The sequence below is a fragment of the Pedobacter agri genome, from assembly GCF_032678665.1.
Classification (GTDB): Bacteria; Bacteroidota; Bacteroidia; order Sphingobacteriales; family Sphingobacteriaceae; genus Pedobacter; species Pedobacter agri_A.
The window spans coordinates 78,398-93,426 of the sequence record NZ_JAVTSH010000004.1; the positions used below are offsets into that span (position 1 = coordinate 78,398).

At 35.2% G+C, this 15,029-nt stretch carries 13 protein-coding genes; all 13 read left to right on the top strand.

Annotated elements, in window-relative coordinates; all coding sequences use genetic code 11:
* The first annotated feature begins 47 nt into the window (after positions 1 to 47).
* The 13 genes from R2Q70_RS09695 to R2Q70_RS09755 all read left to right on the top strand — a co-directional run bounded on the left by R2Q70_RS09695 (position 48) and on the right by R2Q70_RS09755 (position 14,785).
* Positions 48 to 1,277, top strand: a complete 1,230-nt coding sequence (locus tag R2Q70_RS09695; RefSeq protein WP_316807410.1) for a hypothetical protein — start codon at positions 48 to 50, stop codon at positions 1,275 to 1,277.
* Between the two features lie 24 nt (positions 1,278 to 1,301).
* Positions 1,302 to 2,075, top strand: coding sequence for a toxin-antitoxin system YwqK family antitoxin (locus tag R2Q70_RS09700; protein ID WP_316807411.1), 774 nt, complete (start codon positions 1,302 to 1,304; stop codon positions 2,073 to 2,075).
* Between the two features lie 5 nt (positions 2,076 to 2,080).
* Positions 2,081 to 2,683, top strand: coding sequence for a hypothetical protein (locus R2Q70_RS09705; RefSeq protein WP_316807412.1), 603 nt, complete (start codon positions 2,081 to 2,083; stop codon positions 2,681 to 2,683).
* Between the two features lie 5 nt (positions 2,684 to 2,688).
* On the top strand, positions 2,689 to 3,651 hold the full coding sequence (locus tag R2Q70_RS09710; protein ID WP_316807413.1) for a hypothetical protein: 963 nt from the start codon (positions 2,689 to 2,691) through the stop codon (positions 3,649 to 3,651).
* Between the two features lie 10 nt (positions 3,652 to 3,661).
* Positions 3,662 to 4,012 (top strand): hypothetical protein, encoded by a 351-nt coding sequence (locus R2Q70_RS09715; protein ID WP_316807414.1) that lies wholly within the window; start codon positions 3,662 to 3,664, stop codon positions 4,010 to 4,012.
* A gap of 92 nt (positions 4,013 to 4,104) precedes the next feature.
* Positions 4,105 to 5,064 carry a hypothetical protein gene (locus R2Q70_RS09720; RefSeq protein ID WP_316807415.1) on the top strand — a complete coding sequence of 320 codons (960 nt, stop codon included), beginning with the start codon at positions 4,105 to 4,107 and terminating at the stop codon, positions 5,062 to 5,064.
* Between the two features lie 22 nt (positions 5,065 to 5,086).
* Positions 5,087 to 6,490 (top strand): hypothetical protein, encoded by a 1,404-nt coding sequence (locus R2Q70_RS09725; protein ID WP_316807416.1) that lies wholly within the window; start codon positions 5,087 to 5,089, stop codon positions 6,488 to 6,490.
* A gap of 647 nt (positions 6,491 to 7,137) precedes the next feature.
* Positions 7,138 to 7,659 carry a hypothetical protein gene (locus tag R2Q70_RS09730; RefSeq protein WP_316807417.1) on the top strand — a complete coding sequence of 174 codons (522 nt, stop codon included), beginning with the start codon at positions 7,138 to 7,140 and terminating at the stop codon, positions 7,657 to 7,659.
* Positions 7,660 to 7,949: 290 nt separating this feature from the next.
* Positions 7,950 to 9,311 (top strand): hypothetical protein, encoded by a 1,362-nt coding sequence (locus R2Q70_RS09735; RefSeq protein WP_316807418.1) that lies wholly within the window; start codon positions 7,950 to 7,952, stop codon positions 9,309 to 9,311.
* A gap of 402 nt (positions 9,312 to 9,713) precedes the next feature.
* Entirely contained in the window at positions 9,714 to 10,709 is a 996-nt protein-coding gene (locus tag R2Q70_RS09740) for a hypothetical protein (protein ID WP_316807419.1), read from the top strand.
* Positions 10,710 to 10,892: 183 nt separating this feature from the next.
* Positions 10,893 to 12,836: a sensor histidine kinase gene (locus R2Q70_RS09745; RefSeq protein WP_316807420.1), complete on the top strand. Its 1,944-nt coding sequence runs from the start codon at positions 10,893 to 10,895 to the stop codon at positions 12,834 to 12,836.
* A gap of 172 nt (positions 12,837 to 13,008) precedes the next feature.
* Positions 13,009 to 13,767, top strand: a complete 759-nt coding sequence (locus R2Q70_RS09750; RefSeq protein WP_316807421.1) for a hypothetical protein — start codon at positions 13,009 to 13,011, stop codon at positions 13,765 to 13,767.
* 352 nt (positions 13,768 to 14,119) lie between these two features.
* On the top strand, positions 14,120 to 14,785 hold the full coding sequence (locus R2Q70_RS09755; RefSeq protein ID WP_316807422.1) for a vancomycin high temperature exclusion protein: 666 nt from the start codon (positions 14,120 to 14,122) through the stop codon (positions 14,783 to 14,785).
* The last annotated feature ends 244 nt before the right edge of the window (positions 14,786 to 15,029 follow it).

The following is a 15,029-nucleotide window of genomic DNA, read 5'->3' on the forward strand; positions in this document are numbered from 1 at the left end:
GCCTTTTTTCTAGCTTAATCGTAAATCAATTCATTTTAAACACCCGATTGGCAAACTTTACCATTTACGATGGCTACGCAGATTTTAGCATTTTATTGGCTTATATTCCATTATCAGCTTTGCTAATGTTTAATAAAATTAAAGGCAACGCTATAGTCATTACGTTAGGTTCCTTTTTTGCATTTCTGATTGTAAAGGTTTTTGCTGTGGATATCGTTGCGCATTATTTTAGGTTTTATGTAAAAACAGCGCAAAATGGCGCCTATAGTTTCGAGATTTTTATAAATCGATTGGTTAAAAACTGGCAAGAATTGCTTTGGGAATTCAGCAATTTAGGCCAGGCATTATCCTTCATTATTTGGGTTTTCATCGCGTTGCTTGGTATTTGTTATTTATCCTTTTGGGCAAAAAATAAGTTGAAGGGAAATACAAATATCAGTCTGGTTTTTGGATTGCTTTTCTTGACAGGACTTTCATCATGTGGAGACAATATTCAACGAGAAAAAGATAAACATCCCGAAATTCCAGAATTTCCACGCTTTGCTAATAATGCTTTAACCTACAAAAAACTTGATGTTGCCACAGTCTCGTATGAAGATTATAAGTCTGCCAAAGTAAATGGGCATAATTTAGTAATCCACACAAAAGATTATTTCTTTTACGCAATTGCGGATAGTTCGCTATTCCTGATAACCGGCTATCGCAAAGCGATAAAACCTGGGATGGAATTTCCAGCGAAGAATTTTATAACACTAACCAGGTTGAGGAACAACAAAATCGAAAAATTAACTTGGACCGCTACCTATAATGAAGATTTGCCAGTTTACAACGATGGCCAGAATTTGACGGTTGGTAGGAGGGTTTTTAATGCAAAAGCACCACATCTAACTTTCTCGAAAATTGATGAAAACGATGATGATTTAGCAAATGATAGCCTGATAGCCAAGACTTGGAGTTTTAGTAATAAGTTAATCTCGGAAGACTATAAGCCGTTTGATAGCACATTTGTAAGGGAATTAGACCGCATTACAATTGGTTCTGATGGGCATTTATCTGGCGGATTAAACAATGGGGTTAATTACACCTACGATGCTGTGCCCTTGATTTATTATGAATTTACCGTAAATGGAAAAGTGGGCAAAACCAAGATAAATTTCGATGAACAAAAAGCACCGCTATTGTTAAAAGTTGGGGATAACATTTATTGCATTACTTATAGTAGCGAATTAAGGTTAAGGCGTAGCGTAAATCACTATGAGATTGGGGTTTTAGAATGATGATTGGTTTATAAACGATAACCTATGAAGAAAGTTATTTTAATAATTGCAATGCTTTTTACTTGTGTTTTCGCCAAAGCACAAAAAGAACATAAACTATTTTATGATAACGGTATCGTAAAAGAAGTTGGGCAACTTAATACAAACGGAAAGGAAACAGGCCAATGGAAATATTATCATAAAAATGGGAAGCTGTGGCGAATTGGAAGTTTTAAAAATGGAACCTTATCAGGCGACGTAATCGTTTACCACGAAAATGGATTGATATATGAATATGGTAATGTTCGCAACGGAAAGGAAAGTGGCCGGTGGACTGCCTTTTACAACAACGGAAATTTTTGGAAAACGGGAAAATTTAAAAATGGAAAAGCAAAAGGCAAATGGCGGTTTTATTACGAAGATAAAAATGCCTTGATAAAAGATGTCGTTCGGTACAAAAACGGAAAACGAGAAGGCAAACTGAAACGTTATCATCAAAACGGGCAACTGCAAAATAAGGGCAATTACCAAGATGGAAAGCAAATTGGCAAATGGTTTGAATATTACCCGCAAGGTGCATTAGAAAGTTTCGGCCATTTTATAAACGGTAATCAGGAGGGCGAATGGATAAGATATTATGAGGATGGAACTGTAATGAATATCGGCATATATAAAGAAAATTTTGAGACCGGTGAATGGAAATATTACCACAAAAATGGTAAGCTCCAAGCAGTTGGCCACTATAAAAATGGAAACTGCATCAACGAGTGGAAATATTATGATGAAACAGGTAATCTAATAAAAACAGCTAAATATTAAAATACATGAAAAAGATACTCGCCCTTATTACGATACTTGGCATCAGCACTTTTGCCTTCGCTCAAGATAAATTAGTAAAAGACATCGACTTTGATGGTAAAAAAGACACCGTTTACATCGACCAAAAGGCATTGCAAATTGTTTGCAGGCTATCGACGCAAAACTTTAAAAAATTAAGAAGCAAGACAATCGAAATGTCAAGCGACGATACCTACATCAAATCGACCAGAAACGGATTTGAACTGACAATCAACTGGATGCGGGCTGGCTATGCCTGTCAGTTCAGGTACGAAAAAGCCGAGAAACGCATCCGCCTAATCGGGATTACTGAATACGCTTTTGGCAACGCCGCTAACGATGGCAGTGGCGAAGCGAGCGCAAACTTATTAACCGGCGATTATATTGGCAACTGGCATTATTTCGACCATTTGGCAAATAACGAAAAAGGCGAACTGGTTAAAATTCCAACCATTAAAACGAGGATGAAATTCAGCAAAATTTACCTGGAACAGTTCAGTGAGGAAAGTTATTTTTCTTATCAAACCCAATTAGAGGACATTGTTGAAAGCCATAAAACTGCAGAAAAGAATAGGAGAGCTAAAAAATAACCCAAATGAAAACACTAACTGCGTTTCTTTTATTTTTTATCGGCCTAAACTGCTGTTTTGCGCAAGGCGATTATGTAAAAATTGATTTAGAAGAAACGGTTTACTTCAACAAAAAAACTTGCTTTAAAAAAACTAAAGAACCATTGAACGGGAGTTATGCCATCAAGTTTAACCGTTATCAAACCAATTACGAAACTTTTTTAGATGGTTTAAAAAACGGCGAATTCAAGGTTTTTAGAAATAAAAAACTGGCAGAAAAGGGTGCTTACCAAAATAATTTACGTGAAGGCGAATGGCTTTATTACAATGAAGATGGCTCCATTAGGCGACGAAGTATTTTCAAAAACGGTTTGCAGGAAGGCTTAGAAACTGATTATGATCATGGGCGAATTGAAAAAACTTCTACGTATAGTAAAAACCACCTTAATGGTTGGCAAATCAAATATTCCGCTTCCGAAGCAAACGAACCCTCTGAAAAATCATTATACGTAAAAGGGCAAAAAATTAAGTTTATCAGATATAAAAACATAAACAATTTAAAATTCATCATCAGCGATAGCTTAGTTTACAATGACCAGAAACAATTGATATTGAAAAAATCATTTGTGAACGATAGCCTTTTATTGCAGTATAAAATTAGTTATAACGTAGTTATTAAAGATGCTTATAACATAGCAACCACAAAAATTGAAGTAGTTGACGGATACAATGCTAACATCACTTATTTGCTACCAGAGCGAAATGAAGACGAAACAGAAATTAGGATTAATGAATTGCTAAACTACGAGTTTGCTTATTATACCGATGTTAAAAAGCCACGATTGCTCGTAAGCGATTTAACCAGAAGTCACTATTATACCTCCACTTTTTATAGGTTATATCCTGAGGATAACCTGCAATCGGTAATTTTTTATAAAGGTGGCGATGATATTTTGCCTGGCTGGTATTATAGAGATGTAAATAGATAAACCAAGCAACATGCTAATACCTTTTACACTAATTTTATTTATCTTTTTAATAAGATTTACCATTATAAAAGCGAAACTGAAAGTTGACGTTAACAAACATGTCCTCATCAGATTGTTTGTATTGGCTGTTTCTATCGGCTTGATATACTTGCTGTGTTATATTACTGAAGGGAGAAACGGCATGCTCGGGGCGCTTTATTTTAGTGCTTATTTTATTAGTGCCTGGATTTTGTATTTGATCGTTGAGGCCATAAGTCTGCTTGTGGCAAAGCAGAATAAACTAGGAAGAACAAACCTGCTCATACTTTCCTTCGTGGCTTTTCTAGGGGCAATGGTAGTAGGTTTACTCGCTAATACTTAAAATGATTTGTTCACCTAATAGCGTATCACTTGAAAAATTGCTTCTCTAACATATTAATTTTGGCGATCTTCGCTATCGCAATTTCGACTTTCATGTTAGTTGTTTCCAACCGATTTATAGTTCCGGTTGTGCCTGTAATTTTAGCGGTTATTGTTTATTTCGTTACCAGAACACAGCGAACACTTATCAAGAAAAAATCTACCCCAATTTATGCGCTTAGCGAAGGTTTAGTTAAAATCGAGGGAACAGTGAGTGCCCCAAAAACCTTCGAAACACCACATTTTAAACAGCAATGTATCGCCTACACTTATGAAGAAGGCGACATTACTTACGATAGCGATACAGGCTCAGAGTATGTGCACAAAACCTTTAAAAAAGAAGAATTCCAGGATTTTTACCTGAGCAATGATACGGGCAAAATCAAAGTGATGGTTTCCCAATTAAATTTGACGTTTCTGCCTGCCAAAACCGATACTTTACATAGCGTTAAATATGCCGTTGATGATATCCGCTATACCGAAAGAACACTAAAAAACGGCGATTTAGTTAGCGTCTTGGGCTATGCGGTAAAAAACGACCTTCAGGAGTTTGAGTTAAGGGAAAATGGCAATAAATCATTGGCAATCAGCACACCAGAAGTAGAAACTAAAACCCGTAAAGCATTTAAAGTTCTAAAAGACTTATTGCCTTACCTTATTTTGATGTACGTTGGCGTAAATTATTTCCTCTTTGCACCGCTTAAAATTCACGTAAAAGAAAACGAAGTTTTCCCTTACTTCGCCATTTTTGGGATGCCTATTTTAGGCATCGTCTTATGTGCTATTGGAAGTAATTTTAAAGGCTTTACCCATTTATTGCTCACGCATTTAGGCGGAATTTGTTTCAGCGTATTTCTCCTAAGTGTCCCGCTGATTTGCTTGTTTTATATGATAGAATTGGAGTTTACCCGTGCTATTTGCATTTGGGTTACAATTTTTATTTGCACCACGTTGGCTTTTATAATGAACCACCGAAAACTGGATGGATATTTCAGCAAAGAAGATTTAACATAATCAAATAACCTACACAAACTTTATGAAAAAACGATTATTCAAGATATTTACTTTTTTAGTTGTCGTCCTTCTGGCGATAAAAGTGCAGGCGCAAGAACTTAAATTTCCAGAGAGTTTTAAAGTAGACACTACGCTTTTAAAGGGGATGGAGCTTGCAGAAATTCCTCAAGATGCGAAAGCTAATTTTGGAATTAAGAAAAATCCTGGTTTGATAACCGATCCCTTGAAAACCAAAGGATTATTAATGAGTGGAAAACTCCAAAATGTACAATCCGTATATTTTGAAATTTACAAGGATTTGGTAAGCGAGAAAATGTGTTTTGGTTTTGAGGTAGCAAAATTTAAATCGGTTACTGAAATGGACGAAATTTTACCAAAAACATCTAGACTAAGTGCTAGTGTTATTTTACTAACCATTAAAAATTATCTGATTATTATTTACGGACCACCGTCAACTAATCTTGGCGAAAGATTAGACAATTTTACAAAATACTTTCAGCAAAAACTTGGTGCAAAATTAGTTCAAGATAGAAGAAAAGATCTAGCAACAGCAGTTACCGAAAATTACGTAACCAATTTACCGCCACCGCTACCACCAGAACCAGAAGGCAATTATACAAGTATTGCAATTGGAGATTTGGATAATCGCATTGCGAAAACTGATGGCCTAGCCTACATGCGCACTAAAAAAAGAGAAAAATTAGCGCCAGGAAAATATCGGGCAAGCAGTGTGGCTCCAGCTTTTGAAAGTTTAGTTTTTACCATTGACCAAGACAGTTTGCTCCATGGAGATTATGAATATCATTATGCCGAAGATTACAGCAAATCGCCCTCAAAAGAAAGTAAATTAACTTATGACCATGGCGTTTTAACTTCAGAAATTGTATATAAAAAAGGCAATCTTTTAGGCTCAACAAGCTTTACGCCCTCTGTAGTTAAAGAAGGAAACGATTATTTAATTACCATTAAAACAACCACGAAAGGCCCAAATAATGGCGATAAAGAAGTGGTTACCCTTTTTCGAAACCGTAAACCTGTTTCTAAAATTACGACCAGGTTAGGTGTTTCGGTAATTAAAAAAGACTTCGAAAAAAAAGTGCTCGAACATTATAACAACAAAGGGCAACTCACCAAATTCCAAAAACCCGGTTTAATTGAACACTATGGTGCCGATGGAAAAGTTACCTATAAGGAGCAATGGATTGGCGACAACCATTTTGTGTATATAAATGGAAAATTGAGCAAAAAGGAAATTGGCGTAAAAGGGAAACAACAATATTTAGTTACTGAATATGATGAGAATGAAAAAGTAATAAAAGAATTTTCGAGAGGTGTTGAAGAGGGCATCGCAATTGGCAACCCCGATGAGCAGGAATGGGATTTAACCGAAGCGCTATTTAAATATTATAAAAAGAAAGCGAAGTGATTTGCAAGTCAGGCTAGTACTGCTATTAAATTGCAAAGGCGCAAACCTACATAGTAACTTATATTCGATTATTTAATTAACGTGAGTTCGAGTTAAGAAAAAATGTCACCGCTTCGCGGTTAAAATAACGATTTTATAAATTTTCTATAATATTATCAGTCCTTCGGACTTAAAAACAACCACGAAGTGGCGAAATTATATTAAAAACCAAATTTTTATCAGTCTCAGATTTTACCGTAGCAAGCTATACAGACTTACAAACAACCACAAAGTGGTGAAATTATACTAGAAACAAATTAATAAATAATAACTAAACCCTGAAAGGGTGATATTATATTGAGATTATGCTTAACCCAAACCTACATAGTAGTACAAGTTTTGTTATCTAAACCCGACAGAAGCGGACACGTAGGGGTAAACGTATGTGTTTACCCTGTAGTAAAGCGGATGGCGGGGCTTTCGGAACCGATTAACACAGAACCTTGCTTTTCAAAAAATAGATAAAAATGATTAACAAATATTGTCATCCTGAGCCTGTCGAAAGACAAAAAATTTACTATTCGACTGTAGAACTACTTGCCCTGGAACTTCGGGAAGCTCAGACTGACATAGATATTAACACAAAAAATGCTTTTCAATAAAATAAAATGATGAAAAAAATCCTCACTATAATCATTGCCTTTATTAGCATAAACACATTTGCACAAAAAGGAAAACCACCCGTGGCTGTAAGAACTGCCGGCACATCAGACATTTTAAAAACCGATAAACGTTTGGCAGATTTTACGATAAAAAAGACAAAATTTAATGTGTACTTGGGTTATCAAAAACCTGATGAAATACGCAGACAGCAAAAAGGTGATACTTTGCAGGTATATAAAATTACGAACGACAAACTCAAATTTAGCCATTTAGAGATTGTAAAATATGGCACAAAAGATGGCAAAATTATTTTAGAAGGTGATTATAAATTAGTGAATGACACGCTGATTGTGAAAGGGAATTTCTACGATTATATGGGTGCTTATTGCATAACGAAAAAATACATTACCGATAAATGGAGCTTAAAATTAATAAGCGATGATATGAAAGGAATTGCTTTAGAAAACTTAACCGAGAGACATTTGAAACCGGCAGAAATGAAAGTTCCGCCACCAGCAAGAAATTAATAGTATGGAAAACCTACTCTATCTTTTATTCTTTGTCACGCAAATCAGCTTTGCGCAACAAAAAACGGCCATTCAAAATTGTCCTTGCACTAGCTCAACAGAAATTAGTGCATGGGCACCAGAACTAAAAAAGTGATATGACCAAAAAAAGCATCTTCAACAATTTTGCTTAATATCTCTTCATCCTGAATTTACTTCAGGGTCAGTTAGATAATAATAGACTATGACACTGTAAATCAGCTAAATAATTATCGAGCTGAGGTTATTAAGAAAAACCTACACAACCTACAATGAAAAAACTACTCTACTTTTTACTCTTCGCAACTCAAATCAGCTTTGCGCAAAATACCGATGGTGTCGATTTTAAAAAAATCGAAAGCCAGGCATTAAAAATAGCCAAAACAAGCAAATACGCAGATTTAATTAAAAGTTTTATCGCCGATAATAAAGAAACTACCCAAATCACGCTAAGCGATTTAATAAAAGATTATGTAGGATTTGGTATCGTTATTAACCCGAAAAATAACACTGCTAAACTGTTGCCAGCAAAATACACTTTCGATATTAAAACAAGATTATCGGCCGTTGGCGTGGTAGATTTAGATAAACCGGAACTGACTGCAAAACAGTTGGCCTATTTGTCGGCTTATACCAAAAATCCTTCTGCGCTTGCCAAAGATGAATACTTTAGGGAGTTTAAATACCATGCTTTTACCAATGAAACAAAATTGGAAAATGGTGCTGATATAATGCTTAAAGACCAAAACTATACAACCTATTTTACCATACAAAACCACTTAATTTATGCGCTTGGCATTAGTAAAACGAGCGATGAATTTATCTTTTACAAATTTGATACGAAGGTAATTCCAAGTGATGATTACCTACTCATCCAAATGGAGAAAAACAGGAGGGTAAAATGGGCAGAGGAAAGTAAATTGAGAGAAGTTTTTCCACTTTATCACGATGTGAGGATAGATGATATCCGTACTGCGTTATATTACTTGTTACGCGAAGAGCCTTATAAAAGCGATAAAAAATTGATGGAATATGCCCAGAACATGCGCCAAAAGCTCGACCGAACATATATCCGCAAGTTTACCACAGAACTCGATTATTTCTTGGATTTAAAAATTGACGAGAAATTTTGGAAATACAAAAGCGATGAAGTTTTAAACCTTAAACATACCTCGGCACATGCACTCGCGGATATCAATTTTGGCAATGGCGATCACAAGTTGGCAGAAAAATTCTTCTTAAGGTCGATATTGGATTTCCGGGTGTATTCTGCCGGCGGTAGCAACATTCAGAAAGATGCAAACCGAATTGCGTACGATTTAAGCAAGGTTTACGAAAAGCAAGGTAAAACCGATGAAATGATTGGTTATTTAATTCCGCTGTTAAACGGAAATGGTAGCATCGGCTCTGCCACAGAATTACTAAATACCTATATCCAGAAATATAAAATCGATAAAAAGAACTTGAAAAAGCAAATCGACGCATCATTTGATAGCTTAGACCACTTACGCGACGATGGTACATACACTTTTGTATTTAATGGGAAAATGGTTTTCTTCATCAGCGTTTTTACTAAAACCAAAAGCAGTTTTGCAAAAGAGGTAATGGAAACTGATTTTTATAAATCTTTGTAGGGAGCTGAAATGCGAATAACATTTAAAAGCTGGCGAATAGAAACCTAAAGGCTACGCTTATAAAACTGGTCAAAATTTGAATATTCTATTAATTAGTTTTATTAATTAAAGCTGTGGCGCAAGCACAGAAATTATAAACCTAAAAAATAAAACCATGACAGTTACTTACATGATGTTGGCCTTCACCACAATTTATTTAGCGGCAACTTATTTCTATTACAGGCATACTGTAAAAAAAGGCACAGAATTTAGATACAAACCACTCTTCTTATTAGTTATTGGACTTTTGTTTTTATTATCACTTTACGGTAGTATAACTAATCAGCCTTTTAACACTATTGTTCCATTTATAGGGTAAGTTCTGCTTACTGATTTGAACAAGATTTTTATTTACAACTCCAAGTGAAAAGGAAAAGAGTATTATATTTTACTATTGCTAGCGTAATGGTATGTTACGTTTTTATTTGGTGCAAATTTCATTTTTTTACAAAGGTTTATACCCAGGAAGAAATAAATAAAGAATTTGCGGCTTTGAAAATAGATGCGCCGCTTTATGACTCGGTAAATATTAGAGGCTATAGCATAAAGTACATCAGTAATAAAAAAAATTACAGTGTAAAAGGTGATGAATTTGGAAAGAAAAAACCCTATCTGGTAGTGCTACATAACAGTGATAAAAATGCAGGATATTTCATTGATTATTTTAAAAACAAAACCCTTAATCAAAAATTCCATATCATCGCGATAGATCGAATCGGTTTCGGGAATAGCACTTTTAAAAAACCTGAAACCGAAAGCACATTATTTCAACAAGAAAAAAAAGAATTTGGAAACATGGCCGACTATGCTTCAGGGATATCTGTAAAAGAGGTTTTAGATGCTGAAGGCCAGTACATGGAAGAGGTAAGAATTGTAGCTGATGGGAGTGGTGGCATGGCTGGTTTAACAGCCTATTTGTATAAAAGCCTTTCATTTTCTAAAGTATTTTTATTTGATCCGGAGATAAATGATCGATTTTTCTTAAGTAAAATTTTAAGTAAAATAGTCACAAGCCCAGTTGTTTCACCGACATTCCCGAGGGCATACGTCAGTAAGCACCATGATTTACTTTTGGCCGATGATTACAGGGGGAAAGAATTTGCAAAGCTGATCAAAAATGTTCAGTCTTCCGAAAACAGAGAAGCAATGGATAATTCTTATATGTATCCAAAAGGTTTTAAATCGGTTTTTTTCTTCGGATTAAGCGAAAAAGAACAGCTTAGCATCACTGAAATTTCCGGAAAATCAAATTTCGTTTTTCAAGAGAATGATTTGAATATTTATTCCTCTCCGGAAAAAGTTCTTAAAACCATACTTGCCAATGATATCTACACCTTAACCTTCAACAGAATACGTTAACGAAAACAATTTTTAATTCATCGAAAAAAATAGGTTAGGTATTCCATTATGCAGTTTCTAGCAAATGCAAGTCAGGATAAAATTAAAATTTGGCTTCAATTATTTTTAATTTATAATATTAGCTTTACGTATTCTACCATTTCAGAAAATGGTATGGTATTTCTAACGATTAAGCTCCATCTAATGAAATTGCGCATTTTATTTTTATACCTCTCATTGCTGCTGGCCTATGCTTGTAAACGTGATAATGGTTCTAAGGCCGATCAGCTAAAAAAATATCAGGAAGCATTTTCAATCTTATCAGACAAACAGCCGACGCCATCATCAAGCGATTCGATAATAAATGCCTGGAAGCAATACAACGTTGATCCTTTTGTACGCTCAGACACGAACTTGAATGCCAAAACGAAGTATAGTTTGGGGAAAATGTATGCTAAAAAAAATCCCGATTCTTCAAAAATTTACCTTCAGCAAGCGCTAGAACTGGTTGATGCGAACAAACATTACCTGGATATTAAAGCCCGCGTATATAATGGAATGGGCAATTTAGCCAATGATGAGGCATTGGAACATCAGGCCAACTACTATTACAACAAAGCAGCAATCATTGTGCTTTCAGATTCATCGGTTAACCTGAAACCTGCGGCCAAGGTAATTATGTTGCTATCAGCAGCACAAAGCAACAAAAGTTTACAGCAGTTTAGCCTCGCTTATAAAATGAACTTGGCTGCATTAAAATTAATGCCACAATTGCCGCCAAATGCAGTTAACCAGCAGCGTGTACTCACACAACTTATATCGTTGATCTACACTGCAAGCATGCGAAAAGATGATGTTTCGTTTTACATCCGAAAGCTCGAAAAACTTCATGCCACTTATCCGCAAGACTTTAACCCCCGGTATTTACATGATAGCAAACTGCTCTATTTTGATCACCTTAATCAAGTCGATTCTGTTTTAAAATATTCCTTACTTAATGCGGAAATAGATGAAGAGTTGTATGAAAATATGCCTGATCAAACAACTGTAGCCAGCAACCTTTACACCACCTATACCAACATTTTAGCCAACTATATCAAACAAAAAAATTATACCCAGGCAAAGATATTTTTAAATAAAGCCGATGAACTCCTGCTTAAAAGCGGAAAACTTCTAGAGTATGAAGATTTAATTAGAGGCGGTGAAGCACGTTCAAATTACTATGCCGCTATTGGCGAAAAGGATAAGGCATTAAAAGCTGCCATGGATGTTAATGATTTACAAAAAGAAAATTATGAGATAGAAAATACACAAGCTGTGGCTGAAATGGGCGCTTTGTATCAAATTCAGGCTAAAGATAATTCGATAGAGCGTTTAAATGAGGATATTAAATTGAATACCTTGAAATTAGAGCGCAACAAATTAACTTTGGTTATTACCGCACTCATCATTTTGATTCTGCTGATTGTGATATTCCTCTTTTATAGCATCTACAAGCAACGGAAGTTAAAACAAGAGAAAGAAAATGTTCAGCTGCAACAACAGTTGTTGCGTACCCAGATGGAACCGCATTTTATCTTTAACACCCTTTCGGCCTTACAAAGTTTTATCCGTTTAGATGAAAAAGATGAAGCCATTAAATATCTGAATCAGTTTAGCCGGTTGTTAAGAAGCAGCCTGGAGCTGAGCCGGGAAAAGCTGGTGCCCTTGCCGCAAGAGATTGAAACGTTAGAAAACTATTTAAGTTTACAGCAAATGCGCTACAACAACATCTTCAGATTCAGTATCGATGCGCCGTTTGCCGATGATTTGGACATGGTGATGCTGCCTCCGATGTTAATACAGCCTTTCGTAGAAAATTCAATTCTCCATGGAATCAACCTAAATGATAAGCAAAGTTTTATCGAAGTGAATTTTACACTTCATGGTAAAATGCTCACCGTAACCATTATCGACAGTGGTAAAGCCATCAGCGAGAAGAAACCGCAGCATCATCAGTCACTATCAGGAATTATTAGTAAGGAAAGATTACAGTTACTGGGCAAAGAGCGAAATCAAACAGCAGGAATTACCCAAAGTAAGGAGGCCAGCGGGGGTACGAAAGTTACTTTAAACATTCCGGTAAGCCCAAATGAACGCATCTCTTGATTAACTAAAAACACCAGTTTCTTGGCGAATAATAAATGAACTCCGGCGAATGCTAATCGGAACAAAAATTCAGAAAAATCTTATTTAAATTTAATTTGAAGGATGAAAAAAATATCTAAACAGATGTTTTTCCTGCAGAAATTGGCTTTGAAAAATAGTATAAGTTAAAAAAATGAGATCCTATACGATGAGAATATTTTCGCTAATCTTTTTACTCAGCATTAGCTGCAGCTACAGTTTTTCTCAGGAGAGAAACATCGAAAACAGCGTGCTGGCAAAAAATATATTTGCGCAGTTAAAACTCAAACAAGGTGATGTTAACGAAGAGTTGTATGTAGAAAAGGTTTTGCCTAACATGAAATCGCAAACGGTAATGGTTATACCGAAATATCGAAAAAATGAACCAGATGGCTATGGAAATTATTACTTAGAATTAGATGCCTACATTATCATTGCTGATAATACAAATTGTAAAATACTTTACAAATACTACGAAGAAAATGCCTGGACATCTGATGCAAGTAGGCTCAGCAGCATTACGATAAATACAGGACTCTTTAATTTGAACAGCGAAACACGTGCTTTTGGAATAAACGTGAGTTATCAGGGAAGTAGTCAGCCAAACCCAAACCACCATACAGATTTATCGTTATTTGTAAAAAGCAAACAGACGCTAAAAAAGATATTGAGTAATTATACCACCGAAACTTTCGGAGGCGAATGGGATATGAAGTGTGTGGGCGAATTTGAACAGGTGAGTTCAACAATTATTGTCGACACAAAACGTAAAACCAAAAATTTCAACGATTTAATTATAAAAGATAAAATCATAAAAACCATAAATACAGCTGTTAACGATGATTGCATAGAAAAAGAAACCGTAAGCAATAAAACGTTAAGGCTAAAATTTAACGGAATCGAATACAAATAGATTCACCTGCTTAACATTTGAATCACTCATGATTTATGGGAAATCGTAATGCGCTTTTATACTTTTTTATCAGGTTATTGATTTTCCTAACAATCTCCATCCTGATTTATTATTGCGCCTATTATTTTTTGCCGAAGACCATTCAAAATGATCAATTTTCGTTTGTCGGAGAGCTGGATATGGTTATCAGATTAATGTTTGGTTTTTCCATTTTATATAGCGGAATAATCTTTCGTGAATACCAAAATTTTAGAAGAAAGCAGCTCAGCAAATTTAAAAATGCGGCTTTGACAATGCTTTTTATTTGTTTAATAATGGTGTTTGCCGCAGCATTTCTAATGATCAGATGATAATGAAATTAATACCCTTCACAAAACTGATTAAGTATGCTGTCTTTATCTCCATTGCCATCATTGTATTCGTTTGGGCGACTAATTACTCCGTTAAATCGAGAACCGAAGCCGCAATTTATTCTAGCATAAACAACATTCCTAACACGAAAGTAGCCATCATTTTTGGCGCTGGTATACACAACAACAAACCCAGTAAATATCTGAAAGACAGGCTTGATGCCGGCATATCTTTGTATAAAAGCAAGAAAGCTAATAAAATCTTACTATCAGGCGATAACGGGCGAGATGAATACGATGAGCTGACGGTGATGAAACTATATTGTTTTGAGCATGGTGTTGACACCACTAAGATTTATATTGATTATGCAGGCTTTGATAGTTATTCTACAATGTACCGGGCTAAACATATCTTTAAGGTGGATACCGCTATATTGGTTTCGCAAGCCTATCATTTAAACAGATGTGTGTATTTGGGTAATGCTTTGGGTGTAAAATCTTATGGTTTTATTGCTGATGCAGGTATTTATCAGGGTTATAAATATTATGCTTTGAGAGAAAAATTTTCGATTTCCAAGTCTACTTTAGATGTTTTACGACATAGAAAACCTAAGTACTTAGGCGAACCTGTGGATATAAATGGTGAATCTAATTATACCAAAGAGTAACATAGTTGGAGCGTTAACTATACAGATCATTGAATTTTAGGATTATTGTCAAAGCGCCTAAAGTATGTAAGTACTTTGAAACTCAAAAAAATACATTAAATAGCTATACTTCAATTAGTTGAAGTCTAAAATTTATTTTTTCAAAAGTCTTCATTGTTCATTTCTTCCTTATATTTTTTGTTTTGGCACAACCATTGTAATCTGGCTGTTACATTTTAACTAACCGAATTTGTTGGCTACCTCC